The organism is Streptomyces umbrinus, assembly GCF_030817415.1.
GTDB lineage: Bacteria > Actinomycetota > Actinomycetes > Streptomycetales > Streptomycetaceae > Streptomyces > Streptomyces umbrinus_A.
Window position 1 is genome coordinate 278918 of record NZ_JAUSZI010000002.1, and the last position, 25341, is coordinate 304258.

At 66.8% G+C, this 25341-nt stretch carries 11 protein-coding genes and 3 pseudogenes; 8 read left to right on the forward strand and 6 right to left on the reverse strand.

What is annotated here, in order from left to right; translation table 11 throughout:
• The first annotated feature begins 5 nt into the window (after positions 1 to 5).
• Positions 6 to 839 carry a MerR family transcriptional regulator gene (locus tag QF035_RS01935; protein WP_307517697.1) on the forward strand — a complete coding sequence of 278 codons (834 nt, stop codon included), beginning with the start codon at positions 6 to 8 and terminating at the stop codon, positions 837 to 839.
• A gap of 66 nt (positions 840 to 905) precedes the next feature.
• Here the strand turns inward: QF035_RS01935 and QF035_RS01940 are convergent, their stop codons facing one another.
• The gene (locus tag QF035_RS01940) at positions 906 to 1814 is read right to left on the reverse strand and encodes a LysR family transcriptional regulator (protein ID WP_307517699.1); all 909 of its coding nucleotides are present in this window, start codon (positions 1812 to 1814) and stop codon (positions 906 to 908) included.
• Positions 1815 to 1883: 69 nt separating this feature from the next.
• On the opposite strand from QF035_RS01940, the gene QF035_RS01945 reads away from it, so the two are divergent.
• The gene (locus QF035_RS01945; protein WP_307517700.1) at positions 1884 to 2744 is read left to right on the forward strand and encodes an SDR family NAD(P)-dependent oxidoreductase; all 861 of its coding nucleotides are present in this window, start codon (positions 1884 to 1886) and stop codon (positions 2742 to 2744) included.
• 109 nt (positions 2745 to 2853) lie between these two features.
• Here QF035_RS01945 and QF035_RS01950 read toward each other — a convergent pair.
• Positions 2854 to 3008, reverse strand: a pseudogene (locus QF035_RS01950) (transposase); the annotation flags it as partial.
• Positions 3009 to 3022: 14 nt separating this feature from the next.
• Between QF035_RS01950 and QF035_RS01955 the strand changes: the two are divergent.
• Positions 3023 to 3409: a DUF427 domain-containing protein gene (locus QF035_RS01955; protein WP_307517701.1), complete on the forward strand. Its 387-nt coding sequence runs from the start codon at positions 3023 to 3025 to the stop codon at positions 3407 to 3409.
• A 93-nt stretch (positions 3410 to 3502) separates the two neighbouring features.
• On the opposite strand, the pseudogene QF035_RS01960 reads toward QF035_RS01955, so the two are convergent.
• Together QF035_RS01960 and QF035_RS01965 are read right to left on the reverse strand one after the other, a co-directional pair.
• Positions 3503 to 3757, reverse strand: a pseudogene (locus QF035_RS01960) (RacP protein); the annotation flags it as partial.
• A gap of 54 nt (positions 3758 to 3811) precedes the next feature.
• The gene (locus QF035_RS01965; protein ID WP_307517702.1) at positions 3812 to 4507 is read right to left on the reverse strand and encodes an alpha/beta fold hydrolase; all 696 of its coding nucleotides are present in this window, start codon (positions 4505 to 4507) and stop codon (positions 3812 to 3814) included.
• Positions 4508 to 4877: 370 nt separating this feature from the next.
• On the opposite strand from QF035_RS01965, the gene QF035_RS01970 reads away from it, so the two are divergent.
• The 5 genes and pseudogenes from QF035_RS01970 (at position 4878) to QF035_RS55600 (ending at position 8220) form a co-directional block, all read left to right on the forward strand.
• Positions 4878 to 5174, forward strand: coding sequence for a hypothetical protein (locus QF035_RS01970; protein ID WP_307517703.1), 297 nt, complete (start codon positions 4878 to 4880; stop codon positions 5172 to 5174).
• 81 nt (positions 5175 to 5255) lie between these two features.
• Positions 5256 to 5690 carry a VOC family protein gene (locus QF035_RS01975; RefSeq protein WP_307517704.1) on the forward strand — a complete coding sequence of 145 codons (435 nt, stop codon included), beginning with the start codon at positions 5256 to 5258 and terminating at the stop codon, positions 5688 to 5690.
• 219 nt (positions 5691 to 5909) lie between these two features.
• A complete protein-coding gene (locus tag QF035_RS01980; RefSeq protein WP_307530831.1) occupies positions 5910 to 7115 on the forward strand; it encodes an MFS transporter in 1206 nt (401 codons plus the stop codon).
• A gap of 159 nt (positions 7116 to 7274) precedes the next feature.
• Positions 7275 to 7868: pseudogene (locus tag QF035_RS01985) on the forward strand (IS5 family transposase); the annotation flags it as partial.
• Positions 7819 to 8220, forward strand: coding sequence for a transposase (locus QF035_RS55600; protein WP_373466914.1), 402 nt, complete (start codon positions 7819 to 7821; stop codon positions 8218 to 8220). The pseudogene QF035_RS01985 and the gene QF035_RS55600, both read left to right, overlap by 50 nt.
• Here the strand turns inward: QF035_RS55600 and QF035_RS01990 are convergent.
• Positions 8156 to 8368 carry an MbtH family protein gene (locus tag QF035_RS01990; protein WP_269655071.1) on the reverse strand — a complete coding sequence of 71 codons (213 nt, stop codon included), beginning with the start codon at positions 8366 to 8368 and terminating at the stop codon, positions 8156 to 8158. The genes QF035_RS55600 and QF035_RS01990 overlap by 65 nt on opposite strands.
• Before the next feature lie 83 nt (positions 8369 to 8451).
• The gene (locus QF035_RS01995; protein ID WP_307517707.1) at positions 8452 to 25293 is read right to left on the reverse strand and encodes a non-ribosomal peptide synthetase; all 16842 of its coding nucleotides are present in this window, start codon (positions 25291 to 25293) and stop codon (positions 8452 to 8454) included.
• Positions 25294 to 25341: the final 48 nt, after the last annotated feature.

Here is a 25341-nt window from a genome sequence, read left to right on the forward strand (position 1 = left end):
GTGCGATGCTGACCATCGGCGAGCTGGCGTCGTACGCCGGAGTGACTGTGCGCGCGGTGAGGCACTACCACGCCAAGGGGCTGCTGCCGGAGCCGGAGCGGGACCACTCCGGCTACCGGAGGTACGACGCCGGCGCCGTGGTCGAGCTGATCAAGATCCGGACCCTCGCCGAGGCCGGGGTTCCGCTGAGGCGCGTACGTGAGCTGCTGCAGGCGGACGAGGAGGACTTCGCCGAGGCGATCGCGGACATCGACAGACGACTGCGGGCGGAGATCCGGGAACGGCAGCGACACCGCGAGCACATCGCACGCCTCGCCTCCGGGGACAACCTGGCGCTGCCCCCGGAGGTGGTCGACTTCCTCGACCGGCTGCGGGCGCTCGGCGTCGACGAGCGGATCGTACGGGTCGAACGCGACGGCTGGATCCCACTGGCCGCGCACTCGCCCGAGCGGATTCCGGAGTGGATGGCGCGCAAGCGGGAGCAGCTCGCCGACCCGCAGCTCATCGACTTCTATCTCACCCTGGGCCAGGCCCTCGACCGGACCGACGACGACCCACGGCTGGTCGAGCTGGCCGACCAGTTGGCCGCGTACATCACGCGGATGGCCGACGAACAGGGCGAGGGCTACGTCGACGATGCCGACATCGAGCCACCGTTCGTCAAGCTGATGGACACGCTCGCGTTCGACACCGCGCCGCCGGCCCGTCGGCTGATCGAGCTGCTGAAGGAGCGAGGCTGGACCGGCTGGACCAAACTCGAGCGCGTGGCCCCAGCACGGGGTGCTGCCGGACCACGACGGGAAGACACCGCGGTGCGGCGCTCGCAGCGTGAGCGGTGACGGCGGGCGGGGTCCAGGTTGCCGACAGCCAGGTTGGACGTCACCGGGGCGTTCAACGGTGAACGCTCAAGCAGTTGGGGGCTGGCAGAGGAGGCTTGTACCGCACCAGTTCTGCTGGTTGAGATGGTCGAGCATGGCCGTCTCCGCCGAACCCGGATTGCGCCGCACGCCGACGAGGACGGGCTCGGTCAGGGAAGGCAGTAGCGGGCAGGCCAGTTCTTCGAAGCCTTCGGGGATGGCCGAGGCCGGGACCACAGTGACGCCCAGGCCCTGCGCCACGAGCCGTACCGCAGTGGAGATCTGTGACGCTCGGGCCACCGTGTGCGGGCTGAGGCCCGCGTTCGCGAGCAGGCGGGCGAGGTAGTCGTCGAGCAGGCTGGCACGCCGGAACCGGATCCATCCCTCTGACGCCAGGTCTTCCAGGCGCAGAGCGGCGCCGTCCGAGAGAAGCGGGTGACCCTTCGGCAGGACGGCTACGTAGGCTTCCTCGCCCAGAGGGTGAGTGTCGAAGGCGCACCCGGCGGGGATGCGGTGCACGAGGATCATGTCGAGGGTTCCCTGGCGGACCAGTCGTTCCATGTCCGTGGGATCGGGCTCCTCGTAGAGAGTCACCTGCAGCTTCGGGTGGTGATTGCGCAACTGCCCCAATACCTGGGGCAGCTGGCGTGCTCCCAGGCCCATGTGGACAGCCATGATGAGTTCGCCTGCCAGTTCCCCGTCGGCGGCGCGTGCGGCCGTGATGGCACGCCGGGATGCGGTCGTCGCGATCTCCGCCTCCGCGAGGAAAGCCCGCCCTGCCACGGTCACCGTCACCCCGCTCGGGGTGCGGGTGAACAGCTGCACTCCGAGGTGCTTCTCCAAGGTGCCGATCTGCTGCGACAGAGAGGGCTGAGTGACCCCCAGACGTTCTGCTGCCGCCGTCATGGAGCCCTCCTCCGCGACGGCCAGGGCGTATTCGTATTGGCGCAGGTTCATTCGAAATCCAACCTTCAACATGACATAGAAGATGTCAATGCAGAGTATACATTGCCACTATTTGCCTCTATGTCAGGCCGGACCTACCGTGGTGCACACCCAGCGCAGCCACCAGGGCCGGAAAGTCTCCGCCCGATCTCGGCGCGCGCCGTCAGACATCTTTTTCTTTTCGAGGAGCACACAATGGATTTCGAGAGCAAGAGCGTTCTGATTACGGGTGCGGGGTCGCGAGGAGGTATCGGCGCCGCGACGGCGCACGCGTTCGCACGCGACGGAGCGTCGGTGGTGATCACCGGCCGCAACGCTGAGCGCGGGGCCGAGGTGGTGGACGACATCACCGCCGGCGGAGGAAAGGCCCGGTTCATTCTCGCTGATCTGAGTGATCTCGCCGACGTCGAGCGATTGGCCAAGGAGGCGGGTGAAATCGACGTGCTGGTCAACAACGCGGCAAGCTACAGGGCCAGCATCAAGCCGACCCTCGACCAGGACAGCGAAGCGAACGCGGAGTCATGGAACACCAACGTGCGCGCCAACTTCGTCCTCAGCACACGACTCGTCCGGGGGATGATCGAGCGGGGTGGCGGCAACATCGTCAACATCAGCAGTATCGCCGCCGCGATCGCCATGCCGCACATGGCGACGTATGGAGCGCAGAAGGCGGCCGTCGAATCCTTCACCCGTAGTTGGGCCGCGGAGTGGGGCCAGTACGGCATACGCGTCAACGCGGTGGCTCCTGGGAACGTGAACAGCGACAACGTGGTGAACTTCATCGGCGCCGACCAGTTCAAGACCTGGTCCGAGGTCAACCCGCTCAAGCGCAACGCCACGCCCGAGGAACTCGGCGAGGTCATCGCGTTCGTGGCGAGCGAGCGCGCGAGCTTCGTCACCGGCCAGGTGATCGTGGCCGACGGTGGTCGCCTCGCCGTCTGAACGACGCGGCGACCACCGCCACCACGAAGGTCTACGGACGCCATTCCGTGTGCGGCCGGAGACCGAACCGGGTCACGACGCCGACCACCAGCCGGGCCGACGACGCACCCGGGAAGTCCTTGGGCAGGGCCCTCCACGTGCATCCGGTATCCACGACATAGCGGATCACGTCCACGATCTCCCGGCGAGGGTGCTTCTCGGGACAGCCACCGCCTTCGTTTCGCAGGCCGATGTCGGCAGCAGTGGCCCGATCAGGGCCCAAATGAAGGAGAACGTTGATGTCCCGCGAGAAAAGGATCCCTGGGCCGGACCACCCCATTGAGGTCGTCGAGAACTCCAGTCCGATCCGGGTGGTCACTCGGGACGGCGGGAAAGTCGTCGCCGAGACGACCTCTGCCGTCACTCTGACCGAGGCCGGTTATCCGGCCGTTCATTACATCCCCCTGGCCGATGTCGACCAGGCACTTCTGGAGCGGACGGACTCCCACACCTACTGCCCGTACAAGGGCGAGGCGTCCTACTACAGCCTCGTCACCCCCGAGAAGAAGATCGCCGACGCGGTGTGGCTCTACGAGGAGCCGTTCGAGGCCGTGAGGACGATCACCGGCCGCGTCGCCTTCTACCCCGAGCACGTTGAGATCACCTCCGAGGCCGTCTCCAACTGACGGCCCCGCGCGGGGGTGGAGCGGTCTCCCCCTCGATACGCCGCTCCACCCCCGCACCCAGCCCGACACCCACCTGACCCGCACCAGATTGTGCGAGAAGAGCCGGCGGAACTCGGTGAGTTTCTCGCCGAGCACCCCCCGCTCGTATGCCTGCAACGCGGCCGGTTCCGCTCCCAGCTGGTAGCCGCCTGCTCTGCCCCGGATCAGCGGCGACCGGCCGTTCTCCGCAATGATGTCGCGCGGACAGTCCGGCCCCGCCCGGGCCTGGCTCGGGGTGAGTTCGCTGGCGCGGACCAGCTGAGCGAACAGCAGGCCGGCGGGTCTGGTCTCAAAGAGGACGAACCGGATGGTGTCGCCATGCCGTCCGGCGGCTTCGCCCGTCGCAGTGAAGCGAGGCGGCGATCAGCCGTGGATGGCGTTGAGGACTGCGGCAAGTTCTTCGGGCGCACTGATCATGGCCATATGGCCGGTGTCGAGATCGATGACGTCTGGCCGTAGCAGCGCGATGGATCGCTGCTGGAGTTCCTCGACGTAGCACTGGTCACGCGTGAGGTGCACGTACGTCCGGGGGATCTCGCGGCCGTACCCGCTCAAGTTCACAGCTTCGCTCAGCAGGGCGGCCGAGTCGTCGGCCAGCCGGTTCAGGGTGGACGCAGCGGTCGCCTCGTCCATGTCGTTGCACAGCATTGCGGCCGCGCCCTCGCGAGTTTGGTGGTAGACGCCGTCGGCGATGGACTGCTCCACCAGCCCCCGCACCCCCGGATCGATCTGGTCAAGCACCCGGGAACCGTCCGCCGGCACCACGGCCGACACGAGGACGACGTGGCGGATCCGGTGAGGTATGAGGTCCAGGACACGCGGGACCGTGACGCCCGCGAAGGAGTGACCGACCAGAACCACGTCGCGCAGATCCTTCGCTTCGACGTCCTCGCGCACCGCATCGGCGCAGTCCGCGAGAGTGACCGTGCCCAGGTCGACTTCAGTTCTGGTCCCGCGCCCCGGAAGGTCGACCGCCAGCGCTTCCGCACTTAGATGGGGGATCAGCTCGTCCCAACAGTTCGCGCCGAAGCTTGCCCCATGGATGAGAACAAACGCCATTACGTGCCTCCCTCGCCAAGGATACCAACCGAACCATAATTGAATTCAGTTCTGCCGGGGAGCCTTCGGCACAGCAAGGGAGTGGAAGCCACGAAGTGGATCGGTTGGGTTGTTCACCCCTCAAGGGTCTCGGGGCGTTCAACGAGTCGAGGACCATGGCAAGGGCCGCGACCGCGCTGCCGGCGCCCCGGGGGATCTTGGTACGTAGCCGGACGGTGGCGAAGGTGGACTCGACCGGATTCGTACCAGGTGTGAAATCTGTGGGCGCTGCCGTCCAGGACCTGTCCGGCTCAGGCCAACGCGCAGGCGGCTCACCGAAGTGGTCGACTGGCCGAACGACTCCGTACCTCTTCGCAAGGGAAAGTCAGCTATGGCCATCGTCGTGGTTCTCGATATGCCGGGCATGACCCAGGCAAAGTACGAGCAGAGCGCGGAGAAGGTCGCCGGCCGGCCCGGCCCGGTCAAGAGCCCCGCCGACTGGCCGGTGTCCGGACTCATCTCGCACACTGCCGCGCCCACCAGCAACGGCTGGCTCGTCGTGGACGTCTGGGAGTCCGAGGAGGCATTCCAGCAGTTCGGCGAGACCCTCATCCCGATCCTGCGAGAACTCGGCCTCGAGGACGTGCAACCGCAGACCTACCCGGTGTTCAACGTAGTCACCCGCTGAAGGCCGTCCCGTAGCTCCTCCGCCAACATCCGGATCCACACCGGGAAATGGGCATCAAACTCCCCCTGCTATGGTGCGCCGATGTCATCGATCAAGAAGTTCCAAGTCACCTTCGACTGTGCAGAACCAGAGCGCGTCGCTCGTTTCTGGTGCGAGGTGTTGGGGTACGTCGCACCGACGCCACCGGAGGGGTTTGCCACTTGGGACGATTTCAACGGCTCCCTGCCTCCCGAGGACAGGGATTCATGGTTCGCCTGCAGTGATCCCTCGGGTGAGGGCCCGCGACTCTTCTTTCAGCGCGTTCCCGAAGGCAAGGTCGTCAAGAATCGGGTGCATCTTGACGTGCGGGCCGGCACCGGACTCGTGGGTGAAGAGCGCCTGGCCACGCTTCAGGCCGAATGCGCACGACTGATCGCGCTCGGCGCGGTGCACGTGCTCACACAGCTTGCCGATGACGAAAACGAGTCCTGCATCACGATGCAGGACATCGAGGGCAACGAGTTCTGTCTCGACTGAGCGTCCCCCGACACGGCGGGACGATCAGGCCGATGCCCCGGTAGCCCCCGTCCGCGATGACAGTGCGATCCGGGTGTGGCAGGCGCACCTCCACGCATCCATCGTGTGCTCATTTTCGTCCAAGCGCCCTCGACCTTTGTCCATGGATGAGCCCGCCTCCAGGGGTGAGGGTGGAGCCATGAGTGAATGGCGTACAGGAGCGTGATCGAGCGGCAGCGGATGCCGAGTGGGCTTGTGGCGCTGGCGCTCGGTGGGTTCGGCATTGGGCTGACCGAGTTTCTGATCGCAGGGCTGCTGCCGCAGGTGGCGTCGAGTTTCGCGGTGTCCGAGGCGGCGGTGGGGTGGCTGATCTCCGGGTACGCGTTGAGCGTGGCGATCGGTGCGATCGCGCTGACCGCCGCGACGGCGCGGCTACCCCGCAAGGCGGTTCTGGTCGGCCTGGTGGCGTTGTTCGTCGTCGGCAACCTGTTGTCCGCGCTCGCACCGAGCTATCCGGTGATGTTGCTCGGGCGGATCGTCGCGGCGTTGTGCCACGGGTCGTTCTTCGGTATCGGCTCGCTGGTCGCTCGCAGTCTGGTCGCGCCGGAGAAGAAGTCCCGCGCGGTGGCGGTCATGTTCGGGGGGCTGACGCTCGCGAACGTGCTGGGTGTGCCGTTCGGCGCGCTGGTGGGTGAACGCTGGGGCTGGAGAGCGGCCTTCTGGGCGGTCACCGCGATCGGCGTGCTCGCGCTGGCGGGAATCGCCGCCCTTGTCCCCGACGGGGCGGGAGAGACGCCGCCAACGACAGTAATGGGCCGCTCCGACTCGACACCTGCCGACGGCTTGCGCGCGCAGTTCCGCGCGTTCCGCTCCTGGCAGGTCTGGCTGACCCTGACCGCCACCGCGCTCAGCTACGGCGGGATGTTCGGTGCGTTCAGCTACATCGCCTACACGTTCACCGAAGTCGGCGGCTTCTCCTCCTCGGATGTCGCCTGGCTGTTGATGGTGTACGGCGTCGGTCTGGTCGTCGGAAACCTGGTCGGCGGGCGAGCGGCCGACCGCGACCGTGACCGAGCCCTGGTCCTTGCCCTGCTCGGGCTGGCCGTCACCCTGACCGTGTTCGGTCTGCTGGCCGGCAGCGCCACCGCGTCGGTGATACTCGTGTTCCTGATGGGGCTGTTCGGATTCGCCAGCGTGCCCGGCATGATCACTCGCGTCACCGACTTCGCCCACGGGGCGGCGCTGGCCGCCAGTGCCAATGTGTCCGCGTCCAACATCGGCAACGCGCTCGGCGCCTGGCTCGGAGGCCTGGCCATCACCGCGGGTCTCGGATACACCGCGCCGCTCTACGTCGGCGCCGGCATCGTACTGATCTCCGTCGTCGTCATGGCCGTTGCCGCACGCCAAGCCGAGTCACCCGCGCGGCAGACTGAGCACTACGCATGAATCGATGTCGGTGAGAAGAGCGCCTGTGGGTTGACTGGCCGTTCTCTACCCGCTCGTGTGGTCGGTGAGGGTTCGGGTGAGTTGTTCGGTGTGGAGGCATGCAAGAAGGGCCTCTGGTAGCTCACGGATGTCGAGTCCAGCGAGAGGCAGAGGGAACTGCTGCCGGTTCCGGCCTGGTTGGCGGGCCGCGGCGGGCGTCCGGAGGGCTACTGCTACCGGCAGATGATTGACGCGGTGCGCTACCTCGTCGACAACGGCATCAAATGGCGGGCGATGCCTGCGGACTTCCCGCCCTGGCCGCGGGTCTACGCCTTCTTCGCCCGTTGGCGGGACACGGGGCTGGTGACCGAGCTGCACGAACGGTTACGGGAAGCAGTCCGCCGGTCACAGGGCCGTGCACCGGAGCCGAGTGCGGCCGTGGTTGACTCCCAGTCGGTCAAGGCGGACGCCACGGTCGCCCTCGGCTCACGCGGGTTCGACGCGGGCAAGAAGATCAACGGTCGCCAGCGGCACCTGCTCACCGACACGCTCGGACTCCTGCTGAGCGTGCTGGTCACACCGGCGTCCACCACCGACCGGGACGGCGCCCGGACGCTTCTGCCGACGGCAACCGGCCGCTTCAGGCGGCTGGTACGGGAGTGGGCCGACGGCCGCTACACCGGTCCCTCAACTCGCCCGCGTCACCGACCGCTGGTGGCCCGAGATCGAAGCCTTCCTCCACACCCGCATCAACAACGCCAAAAGCGAAGGGATCAAACGCGTGATCAAGTTCGTCGGCCGCGCCGCCTATGGCTTCCGCAACCCGACCAACCAACGCCCCGAGCACGCTGCGTCACCACCCGCCGAGCCCCGGACACCTCCGCACCGCATAACTTCGAAGACCCCGTCTACTGACCCGATCGACCTCATCGGGCCTCTGACCTCCATAAATGCCCATGCTGGATCTTGGACTTGGGAACATGGCACGCAGCATGGAGACGCTCCCGATGAAGCGGCGGGGACGAGACGGAGCGTCAGCCGCCGCCCGTCCCCGACCCCGCTCAGCCGCCGTTCATGGCGTCTATCAAGCTCTGGGGGCGCATGTCGGTCCAGGTCTGCTCGATGAAGTCAAGGCATGCCTGACGGGCTGCCTCTCCGAAGACCGACTCCCACCCGTCCGGCACGTCGACGAATGTGGGCCAAAGCGAGAACTGACCCTCCTCGTTCTTCAGAACAAGGTAGTTGGCGTCCTGGTCCTCAAAAGGGTTCGTCATCATTCAGTCCTATCTGTCACTCGCGGGTAGACATGTCAGGGTGGCCAACCGCGGCCAATGGGTTACACCAGCTCAGTCGACGACTATCCGTCCTTCGCCGTGGACAGCCAACCCACAATTGCGCCCCAAAGCAGAGAGAGCATGGAGGGATTGGCCATATCGTCGTGAGAACAAGGCAACCGTGACTCGCTTATGTGACCGGAAGTATAGGGTTGCCACATGGCACGACCCCAACCATCCTCCAGCTCGTCCGACGAAATGAAGAGGAGATCGCCATGAAACCTGCGAGGATAATGCTTCACATAGATACGGGTATTGTTCGCAATGATCCTCGCCCTTACTTCAGCCTCCTCTTCTGAGATCTCGCTGCGGAAGTAGTCCGGAAGTCCGGCGAGATCACGAAGAGAAGGTGCCTCGTCTATTATTTCCGATGCGTCCACATGGTCGCCGCGACCGTTGCCATCACGTTCTTGAATCGCTTGACGGACAAGGTCTTCAGATTCCCGGCCGGTCTCGTCCGCGTTGAGCTTCTCGAGTGGAGCCGGCGCATAGCCTCCCATGATGATGAGTGCCACTTGCTGGCCGTCTTCCTGCAGTTGCACAGCCATCTCCTGCGCCACACGGCCTCCCATCGACCATCCCAGCAGACGGTACGGACCGGACGGCTGCACGGTGCGCAATTCTTTGACGTATTCCTCTGCCATTTCTCGGATGGATCCCGGCAACTCACCCGCGCCGTCGACATCCCGCGCCTGCAAGCCGTACAACGGAATACCAGCAGGTATGAATCCGGCCAGAGGTGCGAAGCACCAACTGAGCCCGGATCGCGGATGAATACAGAAGAGGGGCGGCCGGCCCCCGTGCGTCCTGATGGGAAGGAGCATACGAAGCGAGTCATTCGTCGCGGGAAGGCTGAGCCGGTGTGCGAGTCCTGCGACGCTGGGTGTTTCCATCAGCATGTGGAGGGAGACATCGACATCCATGATCGAACGAATCCTACTCACCAGCTTGACCGCCAGAAGTGAATGCCCTCCGCGTTCGAAGAAGTTGTCCTCGACGCCGATGTGAGGCACATTCAGTTCTTCGGCGAAAATTCTGCACAGGATTTCCTCTTGGACCGATGAGGGTTCCCGGCTCGGCGTGGACCAAGTATGGTCCGGCGCCGAGAGTTGCCGTCGATCCAGCTTCCCGTTCGCCGTCAGCGGCAGACTCTCCAGGACCACCCACGCGGACGGCACCATGTAGTCAGGCAGCATCGCGCCGAGATGGGCGCGCAGCGCAGCCAGGTCAACCCGGGCGGTGTCGCCGTCACCGCTGGTGTGGCCACCGTCGGGTACGACATAGCCGACCAGGCGTTTGTCCCCGGGGCGGTCCTCACGCACCATCACCGCTGCCTGGGCCACGGACGGATGCGCGCTCAGCGCGGCCTCGACCTCACCCAGCTCGATCCGGAAACCCCGGACCTTCACCTGCTGATCCGTACGGCCCAGGTACTCCAGTTGTCCCTCAGCGTTCCAGCGGGCCAGGTCGCCGGTGCGGTACATCCGCTCACCCGGGGTGAAGGGGCTCGCAACGAACCGCTGCGCGGTCAGTCCCGGCCTGGCGTGGTAGCCGCGGGCCAGTTGGGCGCCGGAGACGTACAGCTCACCCGCGACACCCACCGGCGTCGGCCGCAGCACCGGGTCCAGGACGTAGACCCGGGTGTTCCACACCGGACGGCCGATCGGCGCGGTGCCCCCGGGCCATGCCGCCCGGTCCGCCGGCAGGGTGTGGGCGGTGACCACGTGTGTCTCGGTCGGACCGTAGTGGTTGTGCAGCACCGTCCCGACCGCCCCGCAAAGGTCACGGACCCGATCACTGAGCGCAAGGGCCTCGCCGGCCTGGGAAACATGACGCAGCCGTGGCAGCTCCGTGCCGTGCTGCGCCACAGCCTCACCGAGCGCGTCCACCATCAGGTTGGGGGCGTACAGCTCGGTGGCCTTTTGCTCCCTCAGCCATGCGACGAACTCTTCAGGGTCACGCCTGATCTCTTCGTCCGGTACCACAAGGGTCTTGCCGTCCAAGAGGGCCGAGAGTATTTCCTGGGCCGAGACATCGAAGCTGATCGCGGTGAACTGAGCGACCCGCGAGTCGGCCTCGGCGGGGATGACGGAAGCGTGCCAGGACAACAGATTGACCAGCGCGCCACAGGACATCACCACACCCTTGGGACGCCCGGTCGAGCCGGAGGTGTAGATCAGGTACGCGGGGTGCTGCGGCCGCAGCGGACGGGTCCGCTCCGTATCGCCGGGAACGTCGGCCGGCAGTGCGCCGAGTTCGGCGACGACCGCAGGGTCGTCCAGCAGCAGCGCTGGGCCGGTGGTTGTGCGCCCGGCGACCTCTGTGATGGTCAGCGTGAGCGAGGGGACGGCGTCGGCCAACATGAAGGCGATCCGCTCGGCCGGGTACTCCGGATCGATCGGCAGGTAACCGGCGCCCGACTTCAGTACCGCCAGCAGACCGACGATCAGGTCCACCGAGCGAGGCAGGGCCAGCCCGACGATACGCTCGGGACCGATACCGCGACGGATCAGCAACCGGGCAAGCCGGTTCGCGCGCTCGTCGAGTTCCGCAAAGGTCACCTCGGCGCCATCGACAACCACCGCGACCGCATCAGGATGCTTCGCGACCCGGCCTTGGAACAGTTCCGGCAGAGTCGCCCCAGGCACCTCCTGGACAGTGTCGTTCCACTCCGCCACAAGCCGGTGCCGCTCCTCCTCCGACAGCGTTTCCACAACACTGACCCGCTGGTGCGGTTCCCTGGTGACGGTGTCCAGGACACGGACGAACCGTTCGGCCAGTGTCTCCACTGTTTCGGCATCGAACAGGTCGAGGGCGTAATCGATACCGCCGTACAGACCGGCCGGGCGATTACCTGTCCCAGTACCCGCACCCGCACCCGCACCCGCACCCGCACCCGCACCCGCACCCAGGTTGGCGTTGGTGTGGAAGGTTTCACTCAGGGTGAAGAAGAGGTCGAATTTTGCTGCCGGTTCGCCGGCGGGCAGGGGTTCGGTGTGGATGCCGGGCAGGTCGAGGACGGCCGGTGCGTTGTTCTGCAGGGCGAGCATGACCTGGAAGAGCGGGTGGCGGGCCATCGAGCGGGTCGGGGCAAGGTCTTCGACCAGCCGCTCGAAGGGCACGTCCTGGTGCGCGAACGCACCCAGTCCGTTCTCCCGCACCTGCTCCAGCAGGCTCGCGAACGTGGGGTCACCGGACAGATCGGTACGCATCACCAGAGTGTTGACGAAGAACCCCACCAGGTCATCCAGCGCCTCGTCGGTCCGCCCGGCGACCGGGGTGCCGACCGGAATGTCGTCTCCGGCCCCGAGCCGGTGCAGCAGGACGGCCAGTGCCGCCTGCACCACCATGAACACCGTCACACCCTGGACGCGGGCCAGCTCGGCCACCCGGGCATGCACCCCGGCAGGCACACGCACCTCCACCCGGCCACCACGGTACGAGGCCACCGCCGGCCGCGGCCGGTCGAACGGCAGCACCAACTCCTGCGGCACCCCCGCCAAAGCCTTTCGCCAGTAACCCAGCTGCTCGCTCAGCACACTGCCCGGATCGGCCTCCTCACCGAGCAACTCCCGCTGCCACAACGAGTAGTCCGCATACTGCACCGCCAACGACTCCCAACCAGGCACCCGCCCGTCGGTACGAGCCGTATAGGCAGCTGACACATCCCCCGCCAGCGGCCCCATCGACCACCCGTCACCGGCAATGTGGTGCACCACCAGCACCAGCACGCACTCACCCGGCCCCACCCGCAGCAGCCACGCCCGCAAGGGAAACTCAGCGCTCAGGTCGAACCTGTGACCTGCCAGCCCGGCAACCGTCTCCGTCAGACCCTCCCGTCCCACCTCGACCACCGGCAGATCAAAAGAGACAGGCGGGGCAAGGATCTGCTGATACGGCCTGCCCTCATCAGCGGCGAAGACCGTCCGCAACACCTCGTGCCGGCCGACCACATCACCCAGCGCCATCCGCAACGCCTCGATGTCCAGGTCACCGGTCAACCGTAGAGCGACAGGAATGTTGTAGGTCGCCGACGGACCCTCCAACTCGCCCAGGAACCACAACCGTTGCTGCGCAAACGAGACCGGTAGCGCCTTGGGCCGTGGCATCGCCACCAGCGCGGGGCGTGTCGCACCCGAATCCGTCAGCCGCTGCGCGAGTCCGGCCACGGTCGGGGCCTCGAACAGCGCCCGCATCGCGACTTCCGCCCCCAGAGCCGTCCGGATCCTGTTGGTCAGCTGCACCGCGAGCAGTGAGTGGCCGCCCAGTTCGAAGAAGTTGTCGTCCACGCCGACCTGAGGCAGGCCCAGCACCTCGGCGAACAGCGAGCACAGAAGCTCCTCCTGCACTGTGGCCGGCCCCCGGCCATAGTCGGCCGCCACGTAGTCCGGAGCTGGCAGGGCCCTACGGTCCAGCTTGCCGTTCACCGTCAACGGCAGCACATCCAGGATCACCAGCGCGGACGGCACCATGTACTCCGGCAGCACACCCTGCAGATGCCCACGTACGGCAGCGTTGTCCACACCCTCCGGACCGCCCGCCCGAACGAGGTAGCCGACCAGACGCTTGTCACCGGGACGGTCCTCACGCACCACCACCGCTGCCTGGACCACGGACGGGTGCGCAGTCAGCGCGGCCTCGACCTCACCCAACTCGATCCGGAAACCCCGGATCTTCACCTGGTCATCCGCACGGCCCAGGAAGTCCAGGACACCGTCCGGTCGCCACTTCGCCAGGTCGCCGGTGCGGTACATCCGCTCACCCGGGGTGAAGGGGTTGGCGACGAACCGCTCCGCCGTCAGCCCAGGCCGGTCAAGGTAGCCGCGGGCCAGGCCCGCCCCGGAGACATACAGCTCACCCGCGACACCCACCGGAACCGGCCGAAGAGCCGAGTCCAGCACGTAGACGCGGGTGTTGACGATGGGCGTGCCGATGGGCGGTGTGGTGGGTTCGTCAGTGGACAGAGGGTCGGTGGTAGTGGCGCAGACGGTGGATTCCGTCGGTCCGTAGGCGTTGACGAGACGACGGCCCTCGGCCCAGCGGGCCACCAGGTTCTGGCCGAGAGCTTCGCCGGCGGTGATGAGGGTCGTAATCGACGGCAGGCTGTCCGGTTCCATGAGAGCCAGCGCGGCGGGGGGCAAGGTGGCGTGCGTGACCGACTGTTCCGCGACCAGGCGGACGAGCGCCTGGCCCGGCAGCAGGTCGTCCGGCGCGGCCGACACGAGGCAGGCCCCGTTGCACAAGGCCATCACCATCTCCCAGACCGCCGCGTCGAAACTCGCCGAGGCGAACTGCAACACCCGACTCCCTGCCGAGACCCCGAACTCCTCCGCCTGCACGGCAGCCAGGCTCGACAGTCCCTGATGGGTGACGGCCACGCCCTTCGGCCGCCCGGTGGACCCGGAGGTGTAGATGACATACGCGGAGTGGGCGGGCAGCAGCGGGGTACGGCGCTCGGCATCGGTGAGGTCGGTGTCCTCGAAATCCTTGAGTGCGGCGATGGTCCGGTGGTCGTCCACGGCCAGGTGCGACACCTCTCTGCCGGTGAGGCGGGAGGCCAGGTCCGTGCTGGTGAGCACCAGGAGGGGTTGGGCGTCGGTGAGGAGGTAGGTGATCCGCTCGTCGGGGTAGTCGGGGTCGATGGGTACGTACGTGCCGCCGGCCTTGGTCACCGCGAGGAGAGCCACGATCAGGTCGATGGAACGCACCAACATGACTGCGACCAGCGACTCGGACCCCACCCCGCGGTCGATCAGCAGCCGGGCGAGGCGGTTGGCGCGGGCGTTCAGTTCCGTATAACTCAGGTCCACGTCCTCGAAGACGAGGGCGGTCGCGTCGGGGGTGCGGGCGGCCTGGGCCTGGAACAGTTCCGGCAGCGTCGCAGCGGGCAGCTCCCGGGCGGTGTCGTTCCACTCGACCAGGACTCGGTGTCGCTCCGCGGGGTCGAGGACGTCCACCGTGCTGATCCGCTGGTGTGGTGCTGTCTCCAGGGCGGTGACGACACCTTCGGCGGCGGTGTGGACCATGGCGCACAGCGATGCACCCGAGACGGGTTCGGCGACCTGCACGGTGAGGGTGAAACCGTCACCGGTGTCGTCGACGCTCAGTCCGATCGGGTAGTTCGTCCGCTCCTGGTCGTACAGCAACTCGACACCGTCAAGGCCGTTGTCCGTTCCTGGCTCGGTGCTCCTGGAGTGCCGGTAGTTGAACAGGGAGGTGAACAGCGGAGTGTCAGCCTTGATGCCGCTGGCCTGCCGGGCGAGTTTCAAGGGGGCGTGTTCGTGGACGAGCAGGTCCGCCAGCTGGTTCTGCACCGAACGGACCGTGTCCACCACCTGCGCGCCGTGCGTCCGCACCCGTACCGGCAGGGAGTTGATGAACAGGCCCAGAACGCGGTCCGCGCCGTTTCCCGCGGCCATACGGCCGAAGAGGACGGTACCGAAGACGACGTCGTCCTTGCCCGAGGTGGCCGCCAGAACCCGCGCCCACACCATGTGCAGGACCGTGGCCGGGCTCACGCCCAGCCGGCGTGACTGGTCCCGCAGTCGCTGCGCGAGTTCCGCATCCATCACGCGACGGGACTCGGCCACGCCGGAGCCGTCGCCGCGGACGTCGAGCAGACCGAACGGCGCGGTCGGCTCGGTCACGTCCCCCAACAGGGTGGAGAAGTACCTCTGATGTTCCTCCTGCGCCACCCGCAGGCGGGCCTGGGCAACGAAGTTCCGGAACGGCAGAGGCGCGGGCAGGGCTTCCTCGCGGCCCGTGACGAACGAGCGTACCTCCTGCAGCAGTACGTCCAGGGTGGTGTGGTCCGAGATCAGGTGATGGGCCTGAACGAGTGCGAGCCACTGACCGTTCACCGGGTCGGTCGTTGTGTACACGCGGATCAGCGGTGCCTGGCCGATGTCCATCGATCCCGGGCATGCGGCCAGCATCCGGCCGGTCACCTCATCGTCGGGCCCGTCGGGCAAGTCGACGTTTTCCACCGGGATCGCGGCACGGCGCACTACCACCTGGACCGGTTCACGCAGTCCTTCCCACAAGACGGCGGTCCGCAGGATGTCATGCCGGTCGACGACCTTCTGCATTGCGTCCACAAACCCGTCGAGCCGCTGCCGGGAGTCGAACCCCAACAGCACCGGCAGCACGTACACATCGGTCCCGTCCCCGGAGTCACCCATCAGGTGGTGGAAGAGGATCCCTTCTTGCAACGGAGCCAACGGGTACACATCCGCCACGTTGCCCGCTCCGCCCGGAACCCGGGCCACGATCCGGTCGATCTCCGCGCGGGTCAGATCCACCAGGGAGAGCATGTCGGGAGAAATGGTCAGGGCGTTGTCCGGAATCCGGTTCTCCGGCACCACCACCTCGGCCGGACCATCCGACGCAGCCAGTCCGGCAGCCGTGGGCGCTGCGAACAACGACCGCACATCAACCGACACCCCCCGGGCCCGCAGCAGCTCGACCACCCGCACCGCGAGCAGTGAGTGGCCGCCCAGTTCGAAGAAGTTGTCCTCCACCCCGACCGTGGGCAGGCCCAGCACCTCGGCGAACACCGAGCACAGGATCTCTTCCTGCACCGTGGCCGGCCCCCGGCCACGGTCGGCCGCCTGGTAGTCCGGAGCGGGCAGGGCCTTGCGGTCCAGCTTGCCGTTCACCGTCAACGGCAACGCATCCATGACCACCGTCGCGGACGGCACCATGTACTCCGGCAACATCGCGCCGAGATGGGCGCGCAAGGCAGCGGAGTCGACACCGCCCGTGTGACCGGGGGCGGGAACGAGGTAACCGACCAGACGGTTGTCACCGGGACGGTCCTCACGCACCACCACCGCTGCCTGGACCACGGACGGGTGCGCGGTCAGCGCGGCCTCGACCTCACCCAACTCGATCCGGAAACCCCGAACCTTCACCTGGTCATCGGTACGACCGAGATACTCGACCTGCCCGTCGGCGTTCCACCGGGCCAGGTCGCCGGTGCGGTACATCCGCTCACCCGGGGTGAAGGGGTTGGCCACGAACCGCTCCGCCGTCAGCCCAGGCCGGTCAAGGTAGCCGCGGGCCAGGCCCGCCCCGGAGACATACAGCTCACCCGCGACACCCACCGGAACCGGCCGAAGAGCCGAGTCCAGCACGTAGACGCGGGTGTTGGCGACGGGCGTGCCGATGGGCGGTGTGGTGGGTTCGTCGGCGGACAGAGGGTCGGTGGTGGTGGCGCAGACGGTGGATTCCGTCGGTCCGTAGGCGTTGACGAGACGACGGCCCTCGGCCCAGCGCGCAACCAGGTTCTGGCCGAGAGCCTCGCCGCCGGTGATGAGGGTCGTGATCGACGGCAGGCTGTCCGGTTCCATGAGAGCCAGCGCGGCGGGAGGCAGGAGAGCGTGCGTGACCGAACGCTCCGCGACCAGGCGGACGAGCGCCTGGCCCGGCAGCACGTCGTGCGACGCAGCCGACACGAGGCAGGCCCCGTTGCACAAGGCCATCACCATCTCCCAGACCGCCGCGTCGAAACTCGCCGAGGCGAACTGCAACACCCGACTCCCTGCTGAGACCCCGAACTCCTCCGCCTGCGCGCCGACCAGACTCGGCAGCCCTTGATGAGTGACGGCCACACCCTTCGGTCGCCCGGTGGACCCGGAGGTGTAGATGACATACGCGGAGTGGGCGGGCAGCAGGGCGGTACGGCGCTCGGCGTCAGTGGGGTCCGTGCCCTCGAAATCCTTGAGTACGGCGATGGTCCTGGGGTCGTCGACGGCAACGTAGGGCGGGTGGCCGTCGGTGAGGAGGGAGGCCAAGTCCGCGCTGGTGAGCACCAGGAGAGGTTGGGCGTCGGTGAGCAGGTAGGTGATCCGCTCGGCGGGATAGTCGGGGTCGATGGGCAGGTAGGCGCCGCCCGCCTTCGTCACCGCGAGGAAGGCGACGACGAGGTCGGCCGAGCGGTGCACCATGACCGCGACCGGCGACTCGGACCCCACCCCGCGATCGATCAGCAGCCGGGCGAGGCGATTGGCACGCTCGTTGAGCTCGGCGTAGGTCACCTCGTCGCCGGCGAAGACCACGGCGGTCGCGTCGGGGGTGCGGGCGGCTTGGGCCTGGAACAGCTCAGGCAGCGTCGCAGCGCGCACCTCCCGGGCGGTGTCGTTCCACTCGACCAGGACCCGGTGCCGCTCCCCCGGGTCCAGTACCTCAATGGCGTCGATGTGCTGGTGCGGTTCCCTGGTGACGGTGTCCAGGACGCGGACGAACCGTTCGGCCAGTGTCTCCACTGTTTCGGCGTCGAACAGGTCGAGGGCGTAATCGATACCGCCGTACAGACCGGCCGGGCGATCACCGCTGCCCGTACCCGCCTCGGCACCGGTGTCGGTGTCGGTGTCGGTGTCGGTGTGGAAGGTCTCAGCCAGGGCGAAGGACAAGTCGAACTTGGCCACCGGTTCGCCGGCGGGCAGGGGTTCGGTGTGGATGCCGGGCAGGTCGAGGACTGCCGGGGCGTTGTTCTGCAGGGCGAGCATGACCTGGAAGAGCGGGTGGCGGGCCATCGAGCGGGTCGGGGCAAGGTCTTCGACCAGCCGCTCGAAGGGCACGTCCTGATGCGCGAACGCACCCAGTCCGTTCTCCCGCACCTGCTCCAGCAGACTCGCGAACGTGGGGTCACCGGACAGGTCCGTGCGCATCACCAAGGTGTTGACGAAGAACCCCACCAGGTCATCCAGCGCCTCGTCGGTCCGCCCGGCAACCGCGGTACCCACCGGAATGTCGTCTCCGGCCCCGAGCCGGTGCAGCAGGACGGCCAGTGCCGCCTGAAGCACCATGAACACCGTCACACCCTGGACACGGGCCAGCTCGGCCACCCGGGCATGCACCCCGGCAGGCACACGCACCTCCACCCGGCCACCACGGTACGAGGCCACCGCCGGCCGCGGCCGGTCGAACGGCAGCACCAACTCCGGCGGCACCCCCGCCAACACCTCACGCCAGTAACCCAGCTGCTCGCTCAGCACACTGCCCGGATCGGCCTCCTCACCGAGCAACTCCCGCTGCCACAACGAGTAGTCCGCGTACTGCACCGCCAACGGCTCCCAGTCAGGCACCCGCCCGTCGGTACGAGCCGTGTACGCGACCGACACATCCCCCGCCAGCGGCCCCATCGACCACCCGTCACCAGCAATGTGGTGCACCACCAGCACCAGGACATGCTCGTCAGGACCGGCCTCGAACAACCGGGCCCGCAACGGAATCTCGGCGGCGAGATCGAAGCGATGACCCGCGACCTCACTGATCGCCGACTCAAGATCAGCCACCCGCTCGACCGCAAGAGACACCGAAACCTCTTCAGCCGCAACGATGTGCTGATACGGCTGACCGCCCACCGTGGCGAACACCGTCCGCAACACCTCGTGCCGACCCACCACATCACCCAGCGCCATCCGCAACGCCTCGACGTCCAGCTCACCGCTCAACCGCAGAGCCACAGGAATGTTGTAGGTCGCCGACGGACCCTCCAACTCACCCAGGAACCACAACCGCTGCTGCGCGAACGAGACCGGCACCCGCTCCGCCCGCTCCACCCGACCCAGCGGCTGCCGCCTCACACCCGAAGACGCCAACCGGCCCGCCAGAGCAGCAACAGTCGGCGCCTCGAACAACGTCCGGATCGCCACCTCCGCCCCAAAAACCGACCGCAAACGACTCACCAGCCGCGTCGCCAGCAGCGAATGACCACCCAGTTCGAAGAAGTTGTCGTCCACCCCGACCGTGGGCAGCCCCAGCACCTCGGCGAACACCGAACACAGGACCTCTTCCTGCACCGTGACCGGCCCCCGACCACGGTCCGCCGCCACGTAATCCGGAACAGGCAGAGCCCTACGGTCCAGCTTGCCGTTCACCGTCAACGGCAACGCATCCAGCACCACCAACACGGACGGCACCATGTACTCCGGCAACATCCCGCCGAGATGCGCGCGCAGGGCAGCGGAATCGACACCGCCAATGTGACCGGTGCCGGGAACGAGGTAGCCGACCAGACGCTTGTCCCCGGGACGGTCCTCACGCACCACCACCGCCGACTGGACCACCGACGGATGAGCGCTCAGCGCCGCCTCGACCTCGCCCAACTCGATCCGGAAACCCCGAACCTTCACCTGGTCATCGGTACGACCGAGATACTCGACCTGCCCATCGGCGTTCCACCGGGCCAGGTCACCAGTGCGGTACATCCGCTCACCCGGGGTGAAGGGGTTGGCCACGAACCGCTCCGACGTCAACCCCGGCCGATCGAGATAGCCCCGCGCCAGCTGAACACCGGCCAGGTACAACTCACCCGAGACACCCACCGGAACCGGCCGCAGAGCCGCGTCCAGCACATACACCTGGGTGTTGGGGACGGGCATGCCGATGGGGATGCCACCCGGCACATCCGGGTCCCCGGGACGGACGGTGAAGGTGACACATCCGACGGCCGCCTCGGTCGGACCGTACTCATTCGTGATCAGGACGTCGTGGTGTGCGGACCGCCACCGTGTGAGCTGCTCGTTTGTAAGGCTTTCGCCGCCGACGACGAGGTCTCCCCGGGCGAAGGATCCGGCCGGCTCTTCGGACAGAAGGCCCAGGTGGCTCGGTGTCACCTTCAGGAAGGTGGGCGCCAGTCCGGCGGGAAACCCATCCTGGATATCTGCGATGTGCAGAGCGCCGCCCGAGATCAGCGTGCCGTACAACGGTGTGACGGTCAGGTCGAACGCAGCCGACGAGTGCAGCACGGTCCGGCCGCTCAACCCGGGGTACGCGCCGACTGCCCAGTTGAGGTAGTAGGAGACCGCCGCGTGGCTCACCACGACACCCTTGGGGCGTCCCGTGGAGCCGGAGGTGTAGATCACGTAAGCGGGGTGGGCGGGCAGGAGGGCCGCTCCTCGCTCCTGGTGCGTGAGGTTCTCACCGGCCATGGCGGACAGGGCCGCCGTGGTGTCCGGGGCGTCCGTCACGATGCGGGTCACGCCGTCATCCCCTGCGCCCATCACGGCCTGGTGTGTAACCAGTACTGCGACCTGGGCGTCGTTGAGCATGTAAGTGATGCGGTCGGCGGGGTAGGCCGGGTCGATCGGGACGTACGCGGCTCCGCTTTTGACCACGGCGAGGAGTGCGACGACGAGGTCGGCGGAGCGGTCCATCATCACCGCCACCCGTTCTTCCGCCCGGGCGCCCCTGTCCACGAGGACGCGGGCCAGCCGGTTGGCCCGCGCGTTCAACTCCGCATAGGTCACCTCGGTGCCGTCGCATACAACCGCGGTCGCGTCAGGGGTGCGGGTGACCTGGGATTCGAACAGTTCGGCCAGCGTGGCCTGCGGAACTTCATGGGTGGTGTCGTTCCACCCGGACAGGATCCGCTCCCGCTCCGCGGTGTCCAGGACATCGATGCGGCTGACCGGCAGCGACGGATCCGCGGTCACTGTCTCCAGGACCATGAGGAAGCGCCGTACGATCGCCTCGGCACTCGCGAGATCGAACAGGTCGGTGGCGTACGTGATCAGCCCGGTCAGGCCCGCTGGGGTGCCGCCGTCGGTGATCTGCTCGGCAATCTGGAAGTCCAGGTCGAACTTGGCGGGAAGGACGCCCGCAGGCAGTGCCTCGATGTTCAACCCGGGCAGGTCGAGACGGACCTCGGCGGTGTTCTGCAGGGTGAGCATGACTTGGAACAGCGGATGGCGGGCCATCGACCGGACCGGGGCCAGGTCCTCCACCAGCCGCTCGAACGGCACATCCTGGTGAGCGTAGGCGCCGAGGTCCGCTTCCCTTGTTCTGGCCAGCAGTTGCAGGAAGGTCGGATCGCCGGACAGGTCCGAGCGCAGGACGAGGGTGTTGACGAAGAACCCGACCAGGTCGTCCAGTGCCTCGTCGGTCCGCCCGGCGACCGGGGTGCCGACCGGGATGTCGTCTCCGGCCCCGAGCCGGTGCAGCAGGACGGCCAGTGCCGCCTGCACCACCATGAACACCGTCACACCCTGTGCTCTGGCCAGCTCCGTCAGGGCGCTGTGGATGTGGGCGTCAATGGTCAGTTCGACGCTTCCGCCCTGGTGGGAGGAGATCGTTGGGCGTGGCCGGTCGAACGGCAGCGTCAGTTCCTGGGGCAGGTCGACCAGTGTCTCGCGCCAGTAACCGAGTTGTTGGGCCAGCACACTGGCCGCGTCGGCCTCCTCGCCCAGCAGTTGACGTTGCCACAGGCTGTAGTCGGCATACTGCACTGACAACGTTGCCCACTCCGGCGGCCGACCGGTGGACCGAGCCGTATAGGCAGCTGACAGATCACGCGCCAGCGGCCCCATCGACCACCCGTCACCAGCAATGTGGTGCACCACCAGCACCAAGACATGCTCGTCAGGACCGGCCTCGAACAACCAGGCCCGCAACGGAATCTCGGCGGCGAGATCGAAGCGATGACCCGCGACCTCACTGATCGCCGACTCAAGATCAGCCACCCGCTCGACCGCAAGAGACACCGAAACCTCTTCAGCCGCAACGATGTGCTGATACGGCTGACCGCCCACCGTGGCGAACACCGTCCGCAACACCTCGTGCCGACCCACCACATCACCCAGCGCCATCCGCAACGCCTCGACGTCCAGCTCACCGCTCAACCGCAGAGCCACAGGAATGTTGTAGGTCGCCGACGGACCCTCCAACTCACCCAGGAACCACAACCGCTGCTGCGCGAACGACACCGGTAGCACCTTGGGCCGCGTCATCGCCACCAGCGCCGGACGTGCCGTACCCGAATCCGTCAGCCGCTGCGCGAGTCCGGCCACGGTCGGCGCCTCGAACAGCGCCCGCATCGCGACTTCCGCCCCCAGAGCCGTCCGGATCCTGTTGGTCAGCTGCACCGCGAGCAGTGAGTGGCCGCCCAGTTCGAAGAAGTTGTCCTCCACCCCGACCGTGGGCAGCCCCAGCACCTCGGCGAACACCAAACACAGAAGCTCCTCCTGCACCGTGACCGGCCCCCGACCACGGTCCGCCGCCAGGTAGTCCGGAGCCGGCAGGGCCTTGCGGTCCAGCTTGCCGTTCACCGTCAACGGCAACGCATCCAGCACTACCAGTACGGACGGCACCATGTACTCCGGCAGCATCCCGCCGAGATGCGCGCGCAGGGCAGCGGAATCGACACCGCCAATGTGACCGGTGCCGGGAACGAGGTAGCCGACCAGACGCTTGTCCCCGGGACGGTCCTCACGCACCACCACCGCCGACTGGACCACCGACGGATGAGCGCTCAGCGCCGCCTCGACCTCGCCCAACTCGATCCGAAAACCCCGAACCTTCACCTGGTCATCGGTACGCCCGAGATACTCCAACTGCCCATCGCCGTTCCACCGGGCCAGGTCACCAGTCCGGTACATCCGCTCACCGGCAGTGAACGGATTGGCCACGAACCGCTCCGACGTCAACCCCGGCCGATCGAGATAGCCCCGCGCCAGCTGAACACCGGCCAGGTACAACTCACCCGCGACACCCACCGGAACCGGCCGAAGAGCCGAGTCCAGCACATACACCTGGGTGTTCCAGACCGGGCGTCCGATGGGGACACTGCTTCTGCTGGTGTCGCTGTCACACGTCCATGCGGTGACCTCGACCGACGCCTCGGTGGGGCCGTAGAGATTGTGAAGCGGAAGGCCCAGTACATTCCGGAACTGCCCGACGATGTCGCTGGAGAGCGCTTCGCCGCTGCAGAACACAGCTCGCAGGCCGGTACGGGCGGCGGCCGGTTCACGGAGGAAGACCTGCAGCAGGGACGGAACAAAGTGCGCGATCGTGACACGTTCGCGTTGGATCAACTCGGCCAGATACCCGGGGTCCCGGTGGCCCGAGGGCTTGGCGACCACCACCGTCGCACCCTGGAGCAGCGGCCAGAAGAACTCCCGTACCGACACATCGAAACCGAACGGGGTTTTCTGCAACACCCGGTCCAAGGCAGTCAAGTTGTAGGTGCCCTGCAGCCATGTCAGCCAGTTGACGATACCCGCATGGGGTACGGACACGCCCTTCGGCCGTCCGGTGGACCCGGAGGTGTAGATGACGTAGGCGGGGTGGGCGGGCAGGAGAGTGGTACGGCGCTCGGCGTCGGTGGGGTCGGTGTCCTCGAAATCCTTGAGTGCGGTGGTGGTCCGGGGGTCGTCGACGGCCAGGTGCGACACCGCTCTGCCGGTGAGGCGGGAGGCCAGGTCCGTGCTGGTGAGCACCAGGAGGGGCCGGGCGTCGGTGAGGAGGTAGGCGATCCGCTCGGCGGGGTAGTCGGGGTCGATGGGTACATACGCACCGCCGGCCTTGACCACCGCGAGGAGGGCGACCACCAGGTCGACGGAGCGGTGCATCATCACCGCGACCGGCGACTCGGGTCCCACACCCTGGTCGATCAGGAACCGGGCGAGGCGGTTGGCCCGCGCGTTGAGGTCCGCATAGGTCACCTCGACGCCCTCGAAGACCACGGCGACCGCGTCCGGGGTGCGGGCGGCCTGGGCCTGGAACAGCTCCGGCAGCGTCGCCGCGGGCACCTCCCGGGCGGTGTCGTTCCACTCCTCGACGACCAGACGCTCCTCGGAGCCGCTCATCAACGTGATCTGGTGTACACGTTCCTCCGCGGTGGAACGCGCCATCCAATTCATCACGTCAAGGAACTGTGCAGCATGCTCATGCACCGCTCCCCGGCTGTAAAGATCCGGATTGGCCTCCGCAACCACGGACACGCTTCCGTCGGATGACCTGTCGTACACCGAAATCGACAGGTCATTGAAATTTATGCCACCAAGCCCGTGCACGCTGCTGGAGGCGTCGCCGAATCGCAGATCGTAGTCAAAGGAGACGATATTGACCAGTAGAGGGTAAAGTCCGCTGCGCCCTACGAGTTTCAGGTCTCTGAGGATGTCCTCGTAGCGGTATCGCTGATGCCGCAAGGCATCTCGCACTCCGCGAGACACCTGCTTCACGAGTTCCCTCACTGTGACCTTCGGCTGCACCGAGAGGCGCAGAGGAACGATATTCGCCGTCATTCCGGGAATGTCCCGCAGTGCAGTTTTTCTGCCCATCACGGGGATCCCGAGAATGATGTCCTCTTGTCCCGTCGCGCGATGCAGGTAGGCAGCGCTCGCAGCTACGGCCAGACCCGAAAGGCTCGTTCCCAGCCGACGTGCGGAGCTTCTTAGTTCCGTAGCGGCGTCGGCAGGGATACGGAGCGTATGCCGTATCAGTTCATGGGGTGTGGTGGAAGGTTCCTGGCCACTCAGGCTGACCGGTTGAGGGCGATCTGAAAGACGCTCCGTCCAGTACTGCCGGTCCAGTTCGAATTCATCGGACGCCCGGTATTCGGCGTCGGCATCCATCAGTACGGAACTCGACGGAGGTCCACTGTCCGCGAGGGATTCGCCGGCCAAAAGTGCCGTGTAGACCGCAGCCACTCGGGAGGCGATCCGGGATCCCGCGAGTCCGTCTGCGATGATGTGGTGAACACGCTGATACCAGAAGAAGAGATCTTCATCCACCTGGAATAGGGCCTGGGTGAAGAGTTCACCACGCCGGAGATCCACTGGACGTCGCATGTCCGCCCGCATCCAGCCCTCCGCGCTGGAACGGGGATCTCCCTCACGGCTCACGTCGATCACGTGAAACAGCCAATCGCTCCGCAGATCAAAATACTGCCGCGGAACCTCGTCTGCGGTTCCCTCGAAGCACAGACCGAAAGAGTCGAATTCTAATACGACTCTTCGCACAGCCGCCTCGAATAAGCCCGCGTCCACCGCCCCATGAATCTCAATGCATTCACCCATGTTGTAGATCGGATTATCCGGATTCAGTTGCTGCGCATGCCATAAACCAAGCTGTCCGGCCATCAGCTCACGACGGCCACCACGCGATCCAGACATTCCCACACCCCGGTC

Excerpts from the sequence above, each read along its gene's own strand:
- QF035_RS01980 (WP_307530831.1), top strand. The coding sequence starts at position 5,910 with ATGCCGAGTGGGCTTGTGGCGCTGGCGCTCGGTGGGTTCGGCATTGGG.
- QF035_RS01940 (WP_307517699.1), bottom strand. The coding sequence starts at position 1,814 with ATGAACCTGCGCCAATACGAATACGCCCTGGCCGTCGCGGAGGAGGGC.
- QF035_RS01995 (WP_307517707.1), bottom strand. The coding sequence starts at position 25,293 with ATGGCCGGACAGCTTGGTTTATGGCATGCGCAGCAACTGAATCCGGAT.
- QF035_RS01935 (WP_307517697.1), top strand. The coding sequence starts at position 6 with ATGCTGACCATCGGCGAGCTGGCGTCGTACGCCGGAGTGACTGTGCGC.
- QF035_RS01945 (WP_307517700.1), top strand. The coding sequence starts at position 1,884 with ATGTCAGGCCGGACCTACCGTGGTGCACACCCAGCGCAGCCACCAGGG.
- QF035_RS01955 (WP_307517701.1), top strand. The coding sequence starts at position 3,023 with ATGTCCCGCGAGAAAAGGATCCCTGGGCCGGACCACCCCATTGAGGTC.
- QF035_RS01965 (WP_307517702.1), bottom strand. The coding sequence starts at position 4,507 with ATGGCGTTTGTTCTCATCCATGGGGCAAGCTTCGGCGCGAACTGTTGG.
- QF035_RS01970 (WP_307517703.1), top strand. The coding sequence starts at position 4,878 with ATGGCCATCGTCGTGGTTCTCGATATGCCGGGCATGACCCAGGCAAAG.
- QF035_RS01975 (WP_307517704.1), top strand. The coding sequence starts at position 5,256 with ATGTCATCGATCAAGAAGTTCCAAGTCACCTTCGACTGTGCAGAACCA.
- QF035_RS01990 (WP_269655071.1), bottom strand. The coding sequence starts at position 8,368 with ATGACGAACCCTTTTGAGGACCAGGACGCCAACTACCTTGTTCTGAAG.